This is a genomic window from Paenibacillus endophyticus (assembly GCF_014192395.1).
Lineage (GTDB): Bacteria > Bacillota > Bacilli > Paenibacillales > Paenibacillaceae > Pristimantibacillus > Pristimantibacillus endophyticus.
Window position 1 is genome coordinate 249322 of sequence record NZ_JACHXW010000004.1, and the last position, 19229, is coordinate 268550.

Here is a 19229-nt window from a genome sequence, read left to right on the forward strand (position 1 = left end):
CGCTTCTTCTACCTTTATTTGCGCAAGTGTTCTGCGTACAATGGGTAATTTCATGGCCTGACGTGAGAAGCTGTCATGCTGATGCGGATTAAACAAAAAACGAGCCAGCGCCTCCATCGAGGAGGTACTGGCTCTTATTTGGCTTGGCCTTGATTATCTTTTCCTTTGATTGTCACCGAATGATACGTTTCTCTTTAGCTGCCTTCAGCCAGCTCGGAAATTCATTCAACAGTTGATCATACAACACCTCGTCAGTAACTGCAGCGATATCGTCCAGATGAAAGAAATTCGCATTATCGACGACACGTCCCTCCATCGTATCCAGCTGCCTGAGCACTTCAAAATCGGAATGACCAATACCTACAAACTGCCAGAAGATCGGATGTACGGATGCAGCAGTAATCACCTTTTTGATCGGCTTGACGACTCCTCCATCGTTTATGAAAATAATAAAGACAGGCGTTCCGTCATCCTCCTCGTCCGTATATTTCTTAACAACGTCCTCCATGACAGGAGGCTCATTGTTTCGTCCAAATTTATGAATGGCATTGTTGTTCAAAATATTATTCTCGACATATTGTCCGAAATCTTGTTCCGTGACAGACGGCAACCGGCTGAAATGCGTGTCATACACCCAAACATCCAAAGCGCCGTTGTCATCGAATTTGCTTGCGACTGCCAATATGCGCTCTACGACCTCCTGTACTGTGCCGTTTTTGTACAAGGTTTGCATGGATCCCGTAATATCGAGCACGATTCCCACTCTTGCAACCACGTTAGTGAGTTGTTTTTTCTCTAATGTTATTTGTACCAGCTTCTTACGCAAGTCAATTGGCGAACGCACAAGCTCCTCTACCGCAGCTGCAGCCTCAGCAGACCCGCTTTCAATTTCGAGACCAAAGTTTGTGCACAACGCTTCAAGACCGCCATAGAAACCGCCGCCTATCGCATTGAACTTCCACTCGCCTTGATGTTTATACAACTCGCCAACGACTACTGCTGTTTCCTTCGTGAATTCATCACCGAATTCATAGCGGAATAGCTCCTCGTTACTGCTTTCATCGATAATTCGCATATATAATCCAGATACATCCTGCATGTATTGGCCTTGTTCTTCTCCTTCATGAATCGTTACGGTAAAAGCGATTTTGGCTGTTTGCTCATCCGTTCGCTGCAGATTAATCGTGATTGATTCTCGATCATTCGCATCGGACATCACGCTATGAGCAGTTGATCCGTTTCGAGCAGCTGGATTTCCATAAAATATGAAATCCTCATCTCGTTCACAGCGACTTCGATCCGATAATAGGAACGCGGCTGCGTCAATGCTAATCGAGCTGTCCTTTGTTTTCCATCCAAACAATAGCTTTACAGATACCAGCTTGCGTCCCTTTGTTACATCTATTTTCTGTCCTTTTGACAACAGCATGCATTCATCTCCGTTTCGTAAGCCTATTATATTATCTGGGTGCAGCACGAACTTGCTAGTAACTTTGAGTATAAAGACGTACTGTTACCAGTATACCTATAAACTCGCTTACATGTTATGGGAAAATATAAGCTGCCGACAGTCAAAACAATCCGACTAAACGACAAGCTGACCTTTTTTTGCTGCGATGCCGATAGTTGCCTCTACCCCTGAATGAAAGGCTAGAAAATCGCTTTCGAAGCCATCACTGAAAATGACACCGTCATCTGGCATTTGAGATGTAATGCGGAGCGGCTGGCGCTCATTAATCTGGCCGAATACAAGCTCAGCTGCCGTTGTTTTACTCGGGAAGGGCTCTCTTACCGTAAAATACAAATACTTCGAATCCCATGAAAATGGATTTTCTTCTGATCCCCACTCACCGTCATGCAGCGTCACTTTTTGTTTCGATGCCCCGCTAACAATGCCTGCTGCTCCAGCAAGGACACTTTTAAACCAGCCCGTTGCTCCTAGCCCAGTTGAAATAATAATCCCGCTGGAGGATTGCTGCTCAATTTGATTGCCAAGCTCGAGTTGATAGCGAGCCGATACATGCGTCCTTCGTCCGACAAACAAGTCGTTGACGCCGTACAGCATTTGCCCGTCATTCAATTGAGCTTGAGCTAGCGTTACTTCTTTGGTCTGGCGCCTTTTTTGAAGAACATCGGGCACAATCACTTTTAAATCCTTAACGGTGAAGGGGAGCAGGAGACCATCCCAGCGCATGGGGTCTGGATTAACGCCAAGCAGAGGCTGCTCGTTCAAATACTTCATGGTATTGGCGATAAGCCCATCCTGGCCAACGGCAACTACAATGTCATGCTTGCCGAATATAAACTGCGATACATACTCCCTGTCGATAACCTGTACCCTGCCGTACGTTTTCAACTCCGCCTCCGTCTGGACAACGGCCTCTCGGTAATGTGAATCCTCATTCAAATAATCGCTGAAATCGGCACCGAGTCGCTCGATATAGAATTGTGCCTGCTGAATCGTATTATAGCGAACAATTAATTCCTCGAGACGAGTTTTTCTTTTGATCAAAATAAACTTCTGGCTGAAGGCGTCCTCGCTCATCTCGTTTGTCCTCCTCTATTGCTGGCTGATGAAGTCGCTGTTGGACTGGACATCATGCTTTGCAAGAGATCCGGAGTAATCGTAAGCTGACCTATCTTCTCTGCTTTTTCCGCAATATCCTGGAACGCAATGGCGATAAGCTTATTTGGATCCATTCCCATATTCGTCATTGCCTGCAGAACATATGGCTCAATTCCACTCATAGCCTTCATGACAGCTGCAAGCTCATATGCCTTGGCATCTGCTTGCGCGTTTTTATTCGTGATGGCAAGCTCGATTAAGCTTCTCTTCTTTTCTTCCAAGGCAGTATCGAAGTATAATTGCTCTTCCTTCATTTCGTTCTGCTTCTGTTTCACGAGACGTTCTGCATCCAACTGCGTTTCTTTAATTTGTTTTTTCTTCGTTTCGACTGCTATTTCAGTACGAAGCTCGTTTTCCTTCACTTTTCTTTCTTGGTCAATAGAAGCATTTCTTCGCTCATATAACGCATCATCCGCATCCCGAAGTATTCCCTCCCGAGCCTTAGCTTCGAGCGCCCGCATGGTTTCCTTATTCGGCAGAACCGCCAAGACTGACAACCCCATGAGCTCTATGCCCAGATTGCCGATTTCTTCACTCCCTTTCACTTGGCTTGTGATGCGCTGAACAAGCTGCTCACTGGATTGTATCGCTTCCTTGAGCGGCAGCTGCGCTAGCTGCTTCTTAACCTGTACTTTTGCGATATGAATGACTCTCTGGGCTAATTTGCCCGGATCATCCGAGATATACGTTTTTTTCTTCAGATTGTACGTGTAATTCAGAAGCTGTATCGTTTTCTTGTAATCGACAATACGGTAAGTCAATTGGCCTTGCACAGTCACCGTCTGATAATCATGGGTGATTTCCTCAAACATAAACGGCACATCGATCGAAGAGATGGGAACGACTACGACGGACGTTGTAGGTTCATAGTAATGGAAGGATAAACCTATTCCTTCCTGTATAACCTTGCCGTTCTTCACCTTAATGACATAATCGCTTGGTTGAAACTTGACGAACCGGAATCCAAACATAATGAAAACCTCGCTTTCGCTATTTTATATACTCATAATGACATTATCAAAATAATATCAAATCGCGTCGATATTGTCAAATCGAAAATATCAAAAAAAAAAAAGTGGCTCCATGACCTTGGACCTCCTCCAAACTATCCATTTATTTGCAAAAAGCTCGTTTACAAATTAGTCTTTTTACTATAAAATTCTTTATAACGAACATAAAGTTCGCAATTGAAGCTTTGGCGGGGGAGGTGGTACTGTCATGTCCAAACTTAAAAAAATCATTAGTCTTACGCTGCTTCTAAGTCTTTGTATATTCCCCGCGACTGCGTTCGCTTCATCAGGTAAAGCTACTTCCGATAATAAAAAAGGGTTCTTGTCCAGCATTTTTTCGGTATTTTCGGTCACGAAGAGCAATAACAACAATTACAGCAATAACGGTAACAACGGTTATAACGGCAATAACAATCATTCGAATTCCAATTCTTCCAACAATCACAATTCGGATAAGGATTGGGACAAAAAAGGCTGGTTCGATTGGTTGGACGATGATGATTGGTGGGATGAAATTTGCTGGTGGGACAAGAATAAGGACGATTCCTTTAAAATTTGGGAACGTTATTATTGCTATTAGTCCCCAAATAAAGAGAACCGTAGGGCAACTAGCCCTACGGTTCTCTTTTCTATTTGCTTCTGGTCCTATTTACTCACATTCTCTTTTATGTTTTGAATTAATAAAACAAATAGAAGCGGATCAAACCTTTTTTACACGGTCTGTTCTTTCCCGAACGTTCCCGGTTTTATTTTCTTGACATCGTACATGGAGACGGATGAATGAATAATAAATGAAGGCTTCTCCTCGTCTTTCCTATTTCGGTGACCTGCAAGATGAACCGGGTCCTTTTCCCAATTTTTCCAAGCATCCTCCGATTCCCAGCGCACCAAAATGACAACTTCTTCTGAGTCTTTTGCTTTGCGATTCACCATAATGTTAATGTCAATTAAGCCTTCCATCCCGTCAATATGGCTTTTTTGCCCAAAATCGTCGACGATCTGCTGCGAATGCCCTTTTTGCACCTCAATTGTTCTTACTTGTATGAACATCATAATCACTCCTATTATCATTCCTAAATAAAATATAACGATAACGATTATCATTGTCAAATCATTCTAGTTTACTCTGTAAGTCTTGCACTGCAGCCTAACCGCAACAACAGCGATCCAATCATCGAAAGCACGCATCACACGGCCGGTTCTCTTTTCGTTCTTCAAGCTACGGTAGTCCTTCAACAGAGGGACGAGCCAGCTGCTGAGCGGAGATGCCGCATTTCCAATCGAATAACGCACTTGGCACCCTTTGGCATGCGGCTTTAATTCGTAATCGTTGCGGTACCACCAGCCGCCAAATATGGTGAAATGTCCATTCGCAGAATCTACATCCACATAAGCCACTCGAATTGCAGAAGCTTCCTCTCCTGTATACACGGTATATAATTGCGGTCCTCCTTTGACGTGAAGGGAACCTTCGCTTCCAGATGCTCCCGATAGAAGCAGCGGCAAATGATTCGCGGTTATGCTTCCGGTAGGCATCGTCGACATATAATGAATGACTTCCTGATAGGGCTTCTCTATGATGCCCGAATATGTAATGATCTCTTTCATTGCCTAACCCCCACCCGAATGTATGTCTTTTCATTCTGACAGATCTTAAAGCGCATAAACTCACGCCTCGGTTGGATTCCTTCTCCGTCTTTAGGCTGAGTTCAGCTGATAACAAAGAAAAAACCGCCTGGGTACAAGCCCAAACGGTGATGATTGGCAACTAATGTTTTCTTTTGTAATACGTAATGCCCAGCGCAAGCGCTAGTACAGAGCCTTTAACAATATCCATCGCGTAATACGGAATCGACAGCATAATTAATCCGTTGGATAAAATTCCGATTAAAACCGCACCGGCAAATGTACCGAATGCATTCGGTTTGCCCGCGCCGAATACGGAATATCCGATAAATGCAGCAGCCACGGCATCCATTAAATAAGGCCCGCCAGCATTTACTTCAGCATTCATGACCCGAGCTCCAAGCACGATCCCGCCTATTGCAGCGAATAATGCGGAGATCATATAGGCAAACAGCCGGTATCTGCTCACGGCAATCCCAGATAGCTTAGCGGCTTCTTGGTTTCCGCCAATCATATACATATAGCGGCCATGCTTCGTATACGTTAGGAACAGATGGACCGCTGCGACGATGACCAGCATAATAACAATAATCCACGGCACTTGTCCGAGCTTGCCGAACAGTTTCGGGATTTGCCCGGTTGCGAAATCCCCGCTAGGCATAACCATATTTTGCGATATCGTTGCTCCGCGGGTATACGTGAGCGCGACACCTTGGAACACGAACATCGTAGCAAGCGTCATGAGCATATCTTGTATTTTGAAGTTAATGACCAGCCATGCGTTGATTACGCCTACGACGAGACAGAACACAATCGTTACCGCAATCCCGAGCCCAAAGCTTTGACCATGCCAAACGTACATGGAGATGACAAGTGCATTCGCTAAGGAGGCGACAGAGCCTACAGACAGATCAAATCCGCCAACTGAAAGCGAAACGGTAAGGCCAATGGCTATAATGGTTACGATTGAGATCGAGCGCAATATATTAATGATGTTGGTCGTGCTTAAGAAATTATCGGTTACCGTACCAAAAAAGACGACTAGCAGCAAAATGGTAATAAGCGTTCCATACTTATATAAAAAATCAACGATCTGAACCTTTTTCTTCTCCCGAGTGGAATCGGCAGCCATCATGTTAATAAGCCTCCTGTACTATGTAGCAAAATCTCTTCTTCACTCGTATGCTGTGTCTCCAGTTCTTTTACGACTTGCCCGTCAAACATGACATAGATCCGATCCGTTATGCCGATCATTTCCGACATCTCGCTCGATGCATAAATGATGCATTTCCCCCTGCCGGCAAGTTCTGCGACAAGCTCATAAATATCGCGCTTTGCGCCTACGTCCACCCCTTTGGTAGGCTCATCGAATATATATACATCCGCATCGACCAGCAGCCATTTGCCAATCGCTACCTTTTGCTGATTGCCGCCCGATAGATTGCTGACTTTAGCATTTGCACTCGGTGTCTTTACGCCTAAGCTTTGTATGATTTCTACTGCGGCTTGTTTCTCTTTTGACTTGCTTAGCCAGGGCCCCCATTTCGTAAACCGCGATAGGATGGCCGCAGTCAAATTCACGCTTACGGATTCTTCAACGAATATCCCTTCGCGCCTGCGTTCTTCGGGGACTAGTGCGATGCCATTCTTGACTGCTTGGTACGGTGACCGAATGCGAAGCTCGCGGTTATCGATAAACAATTGTCCGGAAACAATAGGTGCTGCACCGAACAAGGCACGGCAAAGCTCTGTTTTGCCTGCTCCGACTAAGCCTGCCAACCCGATGATTTCGCCTTTGCATACATGCAGGTTCACTCCGTTTACTTTATCTCCGTCTCGGATGTCTTTGACTTCGAACCGTTTCTTGCCGATCTCTTTCTTTGCATGAGGGAATTGTCCTTCCATTCTCGCTCCAAGCATGAGCTCAACCACTTTATGCTGGTCGATATTAGCAAGCTCTTCACTTACAACTAGCTTCCCGTCACGCATAATCGTAATATCCTCACAAATTTCATAGAGCTCAGGCAGTCGATGCGAGATGAAAATAATGCCAACGCCTTCAACTTTCAATAAACGAATTAGACGAAATAGCTGATCGGTCTCGCTATGGCTTAGCGGAGCTGTAGGCTCGTCCAACACTAGAAATCGGCATTCCCTAGACACGGAACGTGCAATAAGCACCATTTGCTTTTCGGCAAGCGTTAGCTCCTGTACGAGCTTCTTTGTAGGGACTTTAATGTTCATACGGTCCAGAATAGCCTGTGCAGAACGATGAAGCTCCTTCCACTGAATCAGGTGCTTCCCTTTCATGTTATGTACTGTTTGCTCCAGCATAATATTCTCGCCAACGGATAGATTAGGAATTAATGCCGTATCGACCTCTTGATAGACAACCTGGATTCCATTGTCTTTCGCATCCTTAGGCGTACGAATACGTACTTCCTTGCCATCAATGGAAATGCTTCCGGTGTAATGGTCATGGGCTCCGGCGAGCACCTTCATCAAAGTAGACTTACCCGCTCCGTTGGCCCCGATCAAAGCATGCGCCCTGCCGGCAGCTGTACGAAAATCTACATCCGACAATGCTTGCACGCCTGGAAAGGCGATTGATATCCGCTTCATGACCAGCTCGCTTGCCTTTGAGTCTAACAACAGACCCACCTTCCTCCCCAAACAGGATAGAGCGCCCTTATCCATATGGATAAGGGCGCCATTTTTATTACTATTATATCATCATTTGTCGATTATTTGCCGTTTGCTGCTTTCAAAGACTTCATCCAGTCTTCTTCGAAAGCATCAGTCGTGCCCCAGCCTGGCAAAATATCAGCAAGGTTAACCATATTGACCGGCTCGCTTGATTTTTTAAGACCTTCTTGGTCGATAAGCGCTGCTTCCAAATTATAAGTTGAAGGCGTCTCTTCGCCTGCGATTTTTTTGGCAAGCAGTCTTACATTTACTGCTCCGATCATTTTCGGATCAACTGCTGCAGTTGCAACCCACGGACTGTTCTCTTCTTGCATAATTTGCAAATCAGCATTCGAGAGATCAATGCCGTAAATTTTAATTTCGGTGCGGCCTGCTTCGACAATTGCTCTAGCTGCACCGCTGGCGAAGGCATCCCAAGTTGCGAAAATTGCGTCTATCTCGCCTTTTGGATGCTTCGTCAACATAGCGGCAACCGCGTTTTGCGTGTCAACCGACGTGTTGTCATTCGCAACGCCAAAGCGCTCAACTTCTTTGATTCCTGGGTATTTGGCCAATGTATCTTGATAGATCTTGTTGCGGCGAACCATTGGAGGAAAACCGTCAACCCACAAGTATACGATCTTCGCTTCTTCGCCTTGCTCCTTAACAAGCTGATCAAGTGAATATTGAGCAAGCGCCTCGTCGTCTTGCGAAGTCAATGTAACGCCTTCGATGGCCGTAAGCTCGTTCACGGAGTCAAACGCAACGACAGGGATGCCTTTGTCCTTCAGCTTCTGTACGTCTGCAACAGTAGCCTCGTCGTCGCCATGCGAGATAATAACGCCATCATAGCCGCCATCCGTTGCTTGCGCGATTGCATCATGGAATTTGGCCGTATCGCCATTCGCTGAGAATGTATCGACTTTAAAGCCAAGTGCTTCTCCTTCTTGCTTTGCTCCTGCTAAAAATTGTGCGGTATGATCGTCACCGCCGATTTTGCGAATGACCATCAGTTTAATTTCATCCTTGGCTGCAATTGCCGCTGGTAGATTTTCAATCGTTTTTGTTCCTTCGTTGGCTGCTTCGCCATTCGAATTCCCTTTGTTCGCTTGTCCGCAGCCTGATGCCACTATCGCAATTGCGATAACCAAGCCGAACACCGCGCGTACTCTCGTCTTAATCATTCTGATTTCTCTCCCTAAGTATATTATGTCTGATAATATAAGTAATCCTATAGGATATTAAAACTAGCGTCAATAGTTTTATACAAAATTTGCTCTTTTTTGCACATTCGACACGAGTTAAACGCATTCATGTCAAAAAAGTGATAAAATAATAGGCAAGCGTAAACGGCTGAAGGCCGTATTCTGGCGGCAAAGCTTACGTTTCGCGTAGAAATATAGAGAAAGTAATGTGAAATACTATACATTCCTATATTTCAAGGTGAAACGGCTCCGCCTTCCTTTGGCGGCGCAGCGCATTTCATTCCGAAAAATTTAGAGAATGTATAGCTTAAGGACATACTTTCCTATACTTGAACAAACCGAAAGGCGGAGAAAAACATGGTACATCCTTTTATTATTGAACCTCAAACGTATACAGAATTCGAAAACGATGCGGAGCAAATAGAAAAATGCAAGGAATGGGGCTTGCTTTCCGAGAAGGCAGCCAAAACCAAAATGTTTACTTATAAAGGCCATGGAAGCCAGCTTTCTTGCAGCATCATTGGATTTGCAGATAAAATGACGGCCGTCGTTGCATTTGATAATGGTCAGAAGCATTGCATTCACCCCTCCTATCTCAAAGAAATGCAAGCTGCGAATTATGGATCGAAAGCTGCCGTCCTTACTGAAGAAGCTGCCAATCAAGAGGCTGTGGCAGAAGAGCTGTCTGCTGCGCCCGAGATAGCAGAACTCGAAGCAATGGAAGTTGAAGCAACACCTGCTGTCCAGGTGGAAGAAACGGAGCTGCAACCGGTTAAAGTAAAAGCTCCACCGAAAGAAAAAGCAAAAAAGGAAAAGAAGGCTAAGCTCGAGCTTCCGGAAGAAAAAGTGAAAATGACTGCTACAGTCAAACAATTTACGACTGTGCCTAACAACTTTTCCGATACAGAGGATGAGGTTGTCATTTATGAAGCTGTATCCATCGAAGATCCTGCGATTGCTATTGAAGATGCATGGTCAAGCCATAGCGCGACACTTAAGAAATTCGAGCTGGAGATTGGAGATATCATTCACTTCGAAGGTAAAATTGTCGCCAAGAAGCTGACGAAGCATCCGATTCCCTACAAAATCAACAATCCTGCTAAAATTCAAAAGAACAAACCGGAGTAATTCACTTGTGCAAAGCAGTTGAAAACAAGCTGTACAAGCATTTTTGTTTAAAATTTCATAGCATAGGCTCAGTTGCAAGGCAAGCGTTTCAAATCCTCGAATCCCCATAAGATGATGGACCAAAACAGGCTGCCTCTTCAAACCTTGCTAGGGTCGAAGAGGCAGCCTGTTTCATGAAACAATTAGACCGATCACTTTATAACGCATAAATAAACAGACGAAGAAGCTTAGAACATTCCAACTAAGCTGGTTGCGCATCTTGTTTAGATTTGCTCTAGACGGTAGGTATAGCCGCAGAAAGAACAGCGAAAAAGAACGCTTTTGTCACCGATTATGAAAGTAAGCCGCTCATCATCTTCAATCTCAATAAATTCCCTACCCTGCTCGTCCCGGTCACCTGTAGCGAACATTGCCGTTTTGTTGCCGCATTCACACTCGAAGTTCATCATTGACTCATTGCTCCTTTTTTTCGAACCATATGGACAATCATCTAACAAAGCTGCTCCATGCATGCTTGCAAAGTTTCCTATCCATGAAGCTTCGAATAAATACCAGCCTGCAATTGCTTAGGATTCATTGCTTCATTGTGTCAGCTTCGATATAATTATCGATGACATTTATTATATTACAAAAACGACGTCAAGGAAGGGTTACGAAAAACATGTACATAGCAGATAAATGGGTAGATTACGAGGTTATAGATACTGGTGACGGGGATAAGCTCGAGCGTTGGGGCAATTATACGCTGCGCCGGCCCGATCCGCAAATTATTTGGCCAATTACAAACGAAACGGGCCTATGGAAGAAAGCCGACGGTCATTATCATCGCAGCAATTCAGGCGGTGGCCAATGGTCCATGAACGAAACATTGCCCGAGCGCTGGACGATTTCTTATGGCGAGCTTAATTTCCATATTAAGCCCACTAATTTCAAGCACACAGGACTATTCCCTGAGCAAGCTGTCAATTGGAGCTGGATGATGGATAAAATCCGCTCTGCTGGCCGGCCTATCCGTGTATTGAACCTGTTTGCTTACTCCGGTGGAGCAACCGTTGCAGCAGCTGCCGCCGGCGCCGAAGTATGCCATGTCGATGCCGCAAAGGGCATGGTCCAATGGGCCAAGGATAATGCTCAGCTCTCAGGCCTTGAATCCGCGCCCATTCGCTATATCACAGATGATGTTTTCAAATTCGTACAGCGCGAACAGCGCAGAGGCAAGCAATATGATGCAATCATCATGGACCCGCCATCCTATGGACGCGGTCCAAATGGCGAGACGTGGAAGTTAGAAGAAAATCTTTTTCCGTTTCTTCAATCGTGTACATCCATTCTATCGGACAATCCATTGTTTCTACTCATTAACTCCTACACCACAGGGCTATCTCCTTCCGTACTGCATAACCTATTGCATATGACGATGAACGCGAAATACGGCGGCGAGATCAATTGCGGGGAAATCGGCTTGCCGATAACGAAATCCGGCTTGAATTTGCCTTGCGGCATACTTGGTCGTTGGGAGTCGAAGTAATGCCGATTCACATTCTATTCGAAGATAATCAGATTCTAGCAGTCGTGAAACCGCCCGGGATACTCTCCCAAGAGGATGACACAGGCGACCCTGACATGCTGACACTGCTAAAGCAAGATTTAAAGGATCGCTACAATAAGCCGGGAAATGTATTTCTCGGCCTTGTACACCGGCTTGACCGAATGGTAGGCGGCGTTATGCTTTTTGCCAAAACCTCGAAAGCAGCCTCTAGATTATCCGAATCGGTTCGCAACCGTGATTTCGGTAAAACGTATGTCTGCGTGGTACAGGGTACACCTAGCAAATCGCAAGCAAGGTTAACGAATTATATCCGCAAGGACAATAAACAAAATCAGGTTACCGTATTCAATAAACCGACAATGGAAGCCAAAGAGGCGATACTCGATTATGAAGTGGCGGCCGTTTCCGGTCGCTATTCACTTATTGCTGTGAAATTGCATACGGGAAGACCGCATCAAATTCGCGCACAGTTAGCCCATATTGGATGTCCGCTGGTAGGCGATCTCAAATACGGCGCAAAGCCTACTGGCGGAATAAATCAAATTGCTTTATGGTCAACCTCTGTTTCGGCCCCCCATCCCGTCTCTAAGGAATGGATGAGCTTTCGCTCATTGCCTAGCGGATCAGATGTTTGGACATGGTGGACGAATCCTCAACTTGAGGCTGCCTCTAGCATGCTAAGCCGTGCGTAACAAGGAAGGACGAATACATGATGCGCCGCAAACGGCACCGAAAGTTTCAAGCCCTGCTGTTACTATTATCTTTAATTGGTTTACTCATTATTTTTCTCGTTCCAGCATTAAGGGGTTCCGTCCCTTCGCCTAATGATCAGAATCCAGTTGCTAGCGCAGAGCCAACGCATAGTGAAGTGGCACAGGCAACGATAACTCCATCACCTACCCCGCCGCCTCCTACAGAGGAACCAAAGCCAGTTTATGCTGATGCGGTATGGATGGCCGTTGGCGACGTTATGATGCATACCCCCCAGCTTCCCGGATCTTTTGACAAAAAAACGAATCGTTATAATTTTCATCCGTTTTTTGCTGAAGTAAAGCCTATACTAGAAAAGGGAGACTGGGTCATTGCTAACTTAGAAACGCCAATGGCTGGCGCCGACTTTGGTTATTCCGGTTATCCGCTGTTCAACGCTCCCAAAGAGCTCGGCGAGGCGCTCAAGGCTGCTGGCTTTAACTTCATTACCAATGCCAACAACCATTCATTGGATCAGGGTGAAACAGGAATCCTCCGTACGCTTGAGAATCTAAATGCGCTCGAACTTCCGTTCAAGGGAACGGCATCTTCGCAAGAGGAAGCTGACAGTCTATTATTATCCGAGAAGAATGGGATCGTAATGGGATTGCTTGCCTATACGTATGGAACGAACGGCATCCCCATTCCTGAAGGCAAGCCTTACTTAGTTTCACTTATTAACGAAGAGAAAATAAAAGCCGATATCAGCCGTCTGCGTGAAGCTGGCGCAGATTTCATAACCGTTTCTCTCCATTTCGGAACGGAATACCAAATTGCACCGAATGATGAGCAGAAACGACTAGCGCGGAGCTTAATCGCTGCTGGAGCAGATATTATCGCGGGCTCGCATCCGCATGTGATACAGCCTTATGAAGTATTGGAAACTAGTGATGAGAACGGACATGCAAAAAAAGGACTTATCATCTATTCAATGGGGAATTTCATTTCTAATCAGCGTGGTGATTCGAAGGATTACGGAGTTATATTCAAAGTGAATGTTCGTAAAAATATGACTGATGGTACTGTAGATATTACCGACATTGAATCTATTCCGACATGGGTACATCGCTATAAGCCAGATCGTTCATTCCGTTACCGTGTGCTGCCTGTAGAAGCTACAATTGCAGCATCCAATGACGCTTTACTGACAGAAGCCGACTACGTGGTGCTTCAGAAAAACTTCAACATGCTGCGCAATCGGCTTGATTCTATGAAATAAGCATTTAGATAGCGCAGGCCTTTACAAATTAGCAACCTTACCGAGCAGATAAACCAACAGCTGCTGATTATGCGAAGAAATGCGGTCCAGCGATTGCTCGATTAATTCGGTCCGAATCGTTGTACCGCGATCTGCCTCGGCTTTACCTTTCTCCGACACATTCACCCACACGATTCTCCTGTCATTATCATCTCGAGAACGTTCAATAAGCTCATTCCGCTCCATTCGGTCGAGCAGAGTTGTAATGGCAGCCGGCGTTGTTGCCAAATATTGCAATAGATCCGACGGCTTCATCGGTTGATGCTGCAGCAGCAATTCCAGGACGTTAAGCTGGCCTTCCGTTAGCGGTGCAAGCGATTGCTCCAAGTTGGTTTTCCAATCACGTGATAGCTTCGTCCACAATCGAGTAAATTCTACAGACACCATACTCTCACACCTGCTCTCTGTCAATTTCTTTCTATTTGTTATTTATTATAGCAGTCTTCATTGTCGAATAAAAGATTAACCCAATTAATAATTTGCGCTATTAATCGATACAAAGTTGAACATTCTGACAGCTTTAGACATACAATGTGGCGAAGGCCCAGTGTTATGTCTATTTATGCTTGTAAAGCAAGGAGCGTGCAGCCTGTGGAAGAAAGAAAAGCAGTCATTATTCAAAAAATTAAAAATTACGGCATCATAAAAGACCCACAATGGTTGGACCGCCCGGATGAGCTGGTACCATTGTGGGTCATGCTTGAAGCGATTTTAGAGGTTATTGAACGGTTTGACCCGCCTAATCGACCTTTTGATTAACATCTTGGATGGAGCGTGCCAGCGTATTTACAATGACATCCGTTTTTTCTACAGGGATCAAAAGCTTGCCAATCGATTTACGCTCTTCAATTGGCGCTTTTTCAGAGCTAGCCACAAGCTTAGCGCCTGAAGAAGTAATCGCAACGATTTCCTTCTCGGATTTGCAGTAATAGGCTGCAACTAAAGATGCTCCATTCGGACGTACTCGCTTACCTTCTTTGAATTCAAAGGTTTGAACACCTTTGCCTCCTCTGCCCTGAATCGGATAATCCAGTAGCAGTGTCCGTTTAGCGAACCCAATATCGGTTATGACGAGTACTTCGCCTTCATCCTCAGCTACCCATTCCGCTGCGATAAGCTCGTCTCCATCCTTCAGCTGAATGCCTCTGACGCCTGTCGCTACCCTGCCCATCGGGTTAACCTCAGTCTCCGCAAATCGAATGCTCATCCCTTGCTTCGTCACGAGCATGATCTGTTTCGATCCCTCGCTTAGCACAACTCGGATAACCTCATCGCCATCGGACACCTTGCAAGCCGCTACTGCTGTCGATCTAGTGGTAGCATATTCCTTCAGCTCCGTACGCTTGACTTGCCCTTTCCTCGTCACGAATACGAGTGAAGCTGTCGATGCCAAAATATCCTTGATCGGAATGACGCTGACGATAGAATCATCCTTTGGAATAGGAACGACATTCACGATGGCTGTTCCGGTTTCTTTCCATTTGAATTCTGGTATTTGGTGCACAGGAAGCAAATAATATTGTCCCTTGCGCGTAAATAACAGCAGATTGTCAATCGTATTGACTGCCAATCGCTCTCTTATAATGTCGCCTTCCTTAACGCCGGCATTCTGCAGCTCTCCGCCTGATCTCGTGAATGAGAGCATACTCGTCCGTTTCACATAACCATCCTGGCTCAGCGTTACCAAAACATCTTCCGGCGTAACCAATACTTCCAGATTCACCTTCAGCTCCTCGATTTCACCGCGGAGATCCGAACGCCGATCAATACCGTATTTCGTTTGAATTTCAAGCAATTCGTCTCTAATGACACCAATCAGCTTCTTATCGCTTGCCAGTATCGATTTCAAATATGCAATCTTCTTCATCGCTTCCTTTAACTCTTTCTCAAGCGTCGTAATCTCAAGATTCGTCAAGCGATACAGCTGTAAAGTGAGAATTGCGTCTGCTTGCCGGGCGGTGAAGCCGAACTTAGCGATCAAGTTATCTTGAGCGTCAGCACGGTTTTTCGAAGCTTTGATTGCAGCGATAACCTCGTCCAAAATATTGAGTGCCTTCACTAAGCCTTCCACAACATGAGCGCGGTCTTCTGCTTTCTCAAGATCATATTTGGTTCGGAAGGTTACGACTTCCTTCTGATGCTCGATATACGCTGACAAAATCTGCTTCAGGCCCAGCTGCATAGGGGTCTTGTTTACGATCGCCACCATGTTAAAGCTATATGCAACCTGCAGGTCCGTTTTCTTGAACAAATAAGCAAGAATCCCCTGCGCGTCAGCATCCTTCTTGAACTCTACGACAATACGAAGCCCGTTGCGCCCGCTTTCATCGCGAACCTCGGCAATGCCTTCGACCTTTTTCTCCAGCCTAATGTTCTCCATCGCCGTCACAAGCCGTGATTTGACGACCTGATACGGAATTTCAGTAATCACAAGCTGCTGCTTTCCGCCGCGCATGTCTTCGATTGCTGTTTTTGCGCGTATATAGATGCGTCCCTTGCCGGTCGCATACGCGTCGCGTATCCCTTCCTCGCCCATGATGATGCCACCGGTAGGAAAGTCCGGCCCTTTGACATATTTCTTTAATTCTTCAAGCGGAAGCTCAGGGTTGCCCATAAGCGCGATACACGCATCGATTACTTCACGAAGGTTATGAGGCGGTATCTCCGTGGCAAAGCCGGCAGAGATGCCGCTGGTCCCGTTTACGAGCAGATTGGGGTACCGCGACGGCAGCACGACCGGCTCCTTCGTCGTATTATCGAAATTATCTTTGAATTGAACTGTTCTTTTCTCGATATCACGAAGCAGCTCCATCGCGATGGCGGACAAGCGAGCTTCGGTATACCGCATGGCTGCTGCGGGATCATCATCCTGGGAGCCCCAGTTTCCATGTCCGTCAACGAGCGGATGCCCCATCTTCCATGGCTGCGCCATTCTGACCATACCCTCATAGATAGATGAATCTCCATGGGGATGGTAATTACCCATGACATCGCCGACCGTTTTCGCAGATTTGCGGTACTGTTTGTCAGGCGTATTGCCAGAATCATACATCGCGTACAAGATACGGCGCTGAACCGGCTTAAGACCGTCTCGAACATCAGGAATAGCGCGGTCCTGTATTATATACTTTGAATAGCGTCCGAAGCGGTCTCCTACAACCTCCTCCAAAAACGCCGGTAAAAACTGTTCCAGCATAGTCATTCAGTATTCCCCCTATTCCTCATATTCCGTAAAATCAACGTTCTCAACAATCCAGCGCTTTCGAGGGTCAACCTTATCGCCCATCAGCGTAGATACTCTGCGCTCTGCTTTGGCTGCGTCCTCGATCTGCACCTGCAGCAGCGTACGTTTCTCCGGGTCCATCGTCGTTTCCCATAGCTGATCGGGATTCATCTCCCCTAGACCCTTGTAGCGCTGCAGCTCGTAATTTTTGCCGTATTCCTTCAAATAGTTCTGTAGCTGCTCGTCGGTCCATGCGTATCGAATCGTTTCGAGCTTCCCTGATTTACGTGTAATCTTATATAACGGCGGCTGTGCGATATAGACGCGACCCAGATCAATCAACGGCTTCATATACCGGTAGAAAAAAGTTAGAAGCAGAACTTGAATATGCGCGCCGTCCGTATCCGCATCCGTCATAATAATAATTTTATTGTAGTTGCATTCTTCCGCGACGAATTCCGACCCGACTCCAGCGCCGATTGCCGAAATGATCGCTTTATACTCGTCGTTTTTCAATATATCGATTAGCTTCGCTTTTTCCGGGTTCATCGGCTTGCCTTTGAGCGGCAGCAGCGCTTGATATTTGGAATCCCTGCCCTGCTTCGCCGAGCCGCCTGCGGAATCGCCTTCCACGATAAACAGCTCGGTACGCGTGTAATCTTTGGACTGGGCAGGCGTGAGCTTGCCATTCAGGTTCGAGCTTTCACTGCGCTTCTTGCCGCTGCGGATTTCCTCGCGCGCCTTGCGGGCAGCCTCGCGTGCTTTCGACGCTTGAAGCGATTTCTTGAGGAGCATTTGCGCGATTTGCGGATTCTCTTCGAGAAAAACCTGCATCTTCTCCGAAACGATCGCGTCAACCGCGCTGCGGGCTGATGAACTGCCAAGCTGGTCCTTGGTTTGTCCAACAAATTCAACCTCAGACATCTTAATATTAATGACAACCATCATGCCTTCGCGCAAATCATTGCCCTCAAGATTTTTGTCTTTATCCTTGAGCATCGCAGCTTTGCGGGCATAGTCGTTCATAACGCGAGTATATGCGGTTTTAAAACCGGTTTCATGCGTTCCGCCGCCGCGTGTCGGAATTGAGTTGACGAAGGAAGCAATCGTCTCGGTGTAGCCATCGTTGTATTGAAGGGCAACCTCAACCTCAATTTCATCCCGCTCGCTTGCAAAATGGATGACATCATGAAGTACCGTCTTTTCTTCGTTTAGAAATTGAACAAATTGGCGTGCACCGCCTTCATAATGGAACACATCCTGCTTGCCGCTGCGGTCATCCTTAATCGACACCTTAAGTCCCGAGTTTAGAAATGCGATTTCCTGCAGACGTTCCGCAAGCGTGTCGTAGCTTAGCGTTGTGCCGTTCTGAAACACGCGTCCGTCCGGTTTGAAAGTGACCTTCGTGCCTGTCCGGTTTGTCGTACCGATAATTTCCAGTCCGCGTACCGGTTCGCCGACATGCTCCCTGCCAGACTCATCCACCCAATATTCAAAACGCTGGCGGTGAATCTTCCCATCGCGGAATATATCGACCTCCAGCCATTCGGAGAGGGCATTCGTAACCGAAGCGCCAACGCCGTGCAGGCCGCCGGACTTTTTATAGCCGCCGCCGCCAAACTTTCCGCCTGCGTGCAGTATAGTAAATACGACTTGCGGAGTAGGAATGCCGGTCTTATGCATGCCGGTTGGTATGCCTCGACCGTTGTCGTGAACGGTAACTGCCCCATTCTTATGCAAGGTCACTTCGATAGCCGAACAAAACTTGGCCAAATGCTCATCGACCGCATTATCGACAATTTCCCATACCAGATGATGCAAGCCTGAGCTGCTTGTACTGCCTATGTACATGCCCGGTCTTTTCCTAACTGCCGTCAAGCCTTCAAGTACCTGTATATCATCGGCCTCATAATTCCGGTCTGCGGCCGCTGTATTTGCAAAGAGATCTGTTTGCTCTGACATGAGCGTCCCCCAATCTGTAATCACGTTTCCGTATCTTCAAGCTATTTTAATTCAAACTGTCCTGTTTCGTAAAGACATCCAAGTAGAGAAACAACTGCGCAGCGCCAACATTGTAAGCATAGCAAGGGATAAGTCCATTAATAGATTGTATGAAGCACGATGAATCCTTCACTGCAATACCTATAAGGATAACACAATATGCTTGCT

At 46.2% G+C, this 19229-nt stretch carries 18 protein-coding genes and 1 pseudogene; 6 read left to right on the plus strand and 13 right to left on the minus strand.

Going from position 1 to position 19229, the window contains the following annotated elements:
* Positions 1 to 172: 172 nt before the first annotated feature.
* From FHS16_RS31675 to FHS16_RS08765, 4 genes and pseudogenes are all read right to left on the minus strand, one after another.
* Positions 173 to 844, minus strand: a complete 672-nt coding sequence (locus tag FHS16_RS31675; RefSeq protein ID WP_312890819.1) for a vWA domain-containing protein — start codon at positions 842 to 844, stop codon at positions 173 to 175.
* Positions 845 to 910: 66 nt separating this feature from the next.
* Positions 911 to 1429: pseudogene (locus FHS16_RS31680) on the minus strand (TerD family protein); the annotation flags it as partial.
* A gap of 156 nt (positions 1430 to 1585) precedes the next feature.
* A complete protein-coding gene (locus FHS16_RS08760; RefSeq protein WP_183560988.1) occupies positions 1586 to 2545 on the minus strand; it encodes a diacylglycerol kinase catalytic domain-containing protein in 960 nt (319 codons plus the stop codon).
* A complete protein-coding gene (locus FHS16_RS08765; RefSeq protein ID WP_183560990.1) occupies positions 2542 to 3597 on the minus strand; it encodes an SPFH domain-containing protein in 1056 nt (351 codons plus the stop codon). The genes FHS16_RS08760 and FHS16_RS08765 overlap by 4 nt, the downstream gene beginning before the upstream one ends.
* A 247-nt stretch (positions 3598 to 3844) precedes the next feature.
* On the opposite strand from FHS16_RS08765, the gene FHS16_RS08770 reads away from it, so the two are divergent.
* The gene (locus FHS16_RS08770) at positions 3845 to 4216 is read left to right on the plus strand and encodes a hypothetical protein (RefSeq protein ID WP_183560992.1); all 372 of its coding nucleotides are present in this window, start codon (positions 3845 to 3847) and stop codon (positions 4214 to 4216) included.
* Between the two features lie 131 nt (positions 4217 to 4347).
* Here the strand turns inward: FHS16_RS08770 and FHS16_RS08775 are convergent, their stop codons facing one another.
* The 5 genes from FHS16_RS08775 to FHS16_RS08795 form a co-directional block, all read right to left on the minus strand.
* The gene (locus FHS16_RS08775; protein WP_312890808.1) at positions 4348 to 4689 is read right to left on the minus strand and encodes an antibiotic biosynthesis monooxygenase; all 342 of its coding nucleotides are present in this window, start codon (positions 4687 to 4689) and stop codon (positions 4348 to 4350) included.
* Positions 4690 to 4752: 63 nt separating this feature from the next.
* A complete protein-coding gene (locus FHS16_RS08780; RefSeq protein ID WP_183560994.1) occupies positions 4753 to 5244 on the minus strand; it encodes a hypothetical protein in 492 nt (163 codons plus the stop codon).
* A gap of 160 nt (positions 5245 to 5404) precedes the next feature.
* Positions 5405 to 6397 (minus strand): ABC transporter permease, encoded by a 993-nt coding sequence (locus FHS16_RS08785; protein WP_246431668.1) that lies wholly within the window; start codon positions 6395 to 6397, stop codon positions 5405 to 5407.
* Positions 6394 to 7884 (minus strand): sugar ABC transporter ATP-binding protein, encoded by a 1491-nt coding sequence (locus FHS16_RS08790; protein ID WP_183561397.1) that lies wholly within the window; start codon positions 7882 to 7884, stop codon positions 6394 to 6396. The genes FHS16_RS08785 and FHS16_RS08790 overlap by 4 nt, the downstream gene beginning before the upstream one ends.
* A 122-nt stretch (positions 7885 to 8006) precedes the next feature.
* Positions 8007 to 9131, minus strand: a complete 1125-nt coding sequence (locus FHS16_RS08795) for a sugar ABC transporter substrate-binding protein (RefSeq protein ID WP_183560996.1) — start codon at positions 9129 to 9131, stop codon at positions 8007 to 8009.
* A 378-nt stretch (positions 9132 to 9509) separates the two neighbouring features.
* On the opposite strand from FHS16_RS08795, the gene FHS16_RS08800 reads away from it, so the two are divergent.
* A complete protein-coding gene (locus FHS16_RS08800; protein ID WP_183560998.1) occupies positions 9510 to 10280 on the plus strand; it encodes a hypothetical protein in 771 nt (256 codons plus the stop codon).
* A gap of 263 nt (positions 10281 to 10543) precedes the next feature.
* Here FHS16_RS08800 and FHS16_RS08805 read toward each other — a convergent pair whose 3' ends face one another.
* Positions 10544 to 10729, minus strand: a complete 186-nt coding sequence (locus FHS16_RS08805; protein WP_183561000.1) for a hypothetical protein — start codon at positions 10727 to 10729, stop codon at positions 10544 to 10546.
* A 212-nt stretch (positions 10730 to 10941) separates the two neighbouring features.
* Here FHS16_RS08805 and FHS16_RS08810 point away from each other — a divergent pair, with 212 nt between their 5' ends.
* The 3 genes from FHS16_RS08810 to FHS16_RS08820 are packed head-to-tail and all read left to right on the plus strand — an operon-like array spanning position 10942 to position 13798.
* The gene (locus FHS16_RS08810) at positions 10942 to 11808 is read left to right on the plus strand and encodes a class I SAM-dependent methyltransferase (protein WP_183561002.1); all 867 of its coding nucleotides are present in this window, start codon (positions 10942 to 10944) and stop codon (positions 11806 to 11808) included.
* A complete protein-coding gene (locus tag FHS16_RS08815) occupies positions 11808 to 12521 on the plus strand; it encodes an RluA family pseudouridine synthase (RefSeq protein ID WP_183561004.1) in 714 nt (237 codons plus the stop codon). The genes FHS16_RS08810 and FHS16_RS08815 overlap by 1 nt, the downstream gene beginning before the upstream one ends.
* Before the next feature lie 17 nt (positions 12522 to 12538).
* Positions 12539 to 13798: a CapA family protein gene (locus tag FHS16_RS08820; protein ID WP_246431669.1), complete on the plus strand. Its 1260-nt coding sequence runs from the start codon at positions 12539 to 12541 to the stop codon at positions 13796 to 13798.
* Positions 13799 to 13819: 21 nt separating this feature from the next.
* Here the strand turns inward: FHS16_RS08820 and FHS16_RS08825 are convergent, their stop codons facing one another.
* On the minus strand, positions 13820 to 14224 hold the full coding sequence (locus tag FHS16_RS08825) for a MarR family winged helix-turn-helix transcriptional regulator (RefSeq protein ID WP_183561006.1): 405 nt from the start codon (positions 14222 to 14224) through the stop codon (positions 13820 to 13822).
* A 204-nt stretch (positions 14225 to 14428) separates the two neighbouring features.
* Here FHS16_RS08825 and FHS16_RS08830 point away from each other — a divergent pair, with 204 nt between their 5' ends.
* On the plus strand, positions 14429 to 14596 hold the full coding sequence (locus tag FHS16_RS08830; protein ID WP_179089723.1) for a hypothetical protein: 168 nt from the start codon (positions 14429 to 14431) through the stop codon (positions 14594 to 14596).
* Here the strand turns inward: FHS16_RS08830 and gyrA are convergent.
* Positions 14577 to 17039, minus strand: coding sequence for a DNA gyrase subunit A (gene gyrA / locus FHS16_RS08835; RefSeq protein ID WP_183561008.1), 2463 nt, complete (start codon positions 17037 to 17039; stop codon positions 14577 to 14579). The two genes, FHS16_RS08830 and gyrA, sit on opposite strands and share 20 nt — an antisense overlap.
* 12 nt (positions 17040 to 17051) lie before the next feature.
* Positions 17052 to 19022 carry a DNA topoisomerase IV subunit B gene (gene parE, locus FHS16_RS08840; RefSeq protein WP_183561010.1) on the minus strand — a complete coding sequence of 657 codons (1971 nt, stop codon included), beginning with the start codon at positions 19020 to 19022 and terminating at the stop codon, positions 17052 to 17054.
* Positions 19023 to 19229 lie beyond the last annotated feature (207 nt).

Excerpts from the sequence above, each read along its gene's own strand:
- FHS16_RS08760 (WP_183560988.1), bottom strand. The coding sequence starts at position 2,545 with ATGAGCGAGGACGCCTTCAGCCAGAAGTTTATTTTGATCAAAAGAAAA.
- FHS16_RS08765 (WP_183560990.1), bottom strand. The coding sequence starts at position 3,597 with ATGTTTGGATTCCGGTTCGTCAAGTTTCAACCAAGCGATTATGTCATT.
- FHS16_RS08770 (WP_183560992.1), top strand. The coding sequence starts at position 3,845 with ATGTCCAAACTTAAAAAAATCATTAGTCTTACGCTGCTTCTAAGTCTT.
- FHS16_RS08775 (WP_312890808.1), bottom strand. The coding sequence starts at position 4,689 with ATGATGTTCATACAAGTAAGAACAATTGAGGTGCAAAAAGGGCATTCG.
- FHS16_RS08780 (WP_183560994.1), bottom strand. The coding sequence starts at position 5,244 with ATGAAAGAGATCATTACATATTCGGGCATCATAGAGAAGCCCTATCAG.
- FHS16_RS08785 (WP_246431668.1), bottom strand. The coding sequence starts at position 6,397 with ATGATGGCTGCCGATTCCACTCGGGAGAAGAAAAAGGTTCAGATCGTT.
- FHS16_RS08790 (WP_183561397.1), bottom strand. The coding sequence starts at position 7,884 with ATGAAGCGGATATCAATCGCCTTTCCAGGCGTGCAAGCATTGTCGGAT.
- FHS16_RS08795 (WP_183560996.1), bottom strand. The coding sequence starts at position 9,131 with ATGATTAAGACGAGAGTACGCGCGGTGTTCGGCTTGGTTATCGCAATT.
- FHS16_RS08800 (WP_183560998.1), top strand. The coding sequence starts at position 9,510 with ATGGTACATCCTTTTATTATTGAACCTCAAACGTATACAGAATTCGAA.
- FHS16_RS08805 (WP_183561000.1), bottom strand. The coding sequence starts at position 10,729 with ATGATGAACTTCGAGTGTGAATGCGGCAACAAAACGGCAATGTTCGCT.
- FHS16_RS08810 (WP_183561002.1), top strand. The coding sequence starts at position 10,942 with ATGTACATAGCAGATAAATGGGTAGATTACGAGGTTATAGATACTGGT.
- FHS16_RS08815 (WP_183561004.1), top strand. The coding sequence starts at position 11,808 with ATGCCGATTCACATTCTATTCGAAGATAATCAGATTCTAGCAGTCGTG.
- FHS16_RS08820 (WP_246431669.1), top strand. The coding sequence starts at position 12,539 with ATGATGCGCCGCAAACGGCACCGAAAGTTTCAAGCCCTGCTGTTACTA.
- FHS16_RS08825 (WP_183561006.1), bottom strand. The coding sequence starts at position 14,224 with ATGGTGTCTGTAGAATTTACTCGATTGTGGACGAAGCTATCACGTGAT.
- gyrA (WP_183561008.1), bottom strand. The coding sequence starts at position 17,039 with ATGACTATGCTGGAACAGTTTTTACCGGCGTTTTTGGAGGAGGTTGTA.
- parE (WP_183561010.1), bottom strand. The coding sequence starts at position 19,022 with ATGTCAGAGCAAACAGATCTCTTTGCAAATACAGCGGCCGCAGACCGG.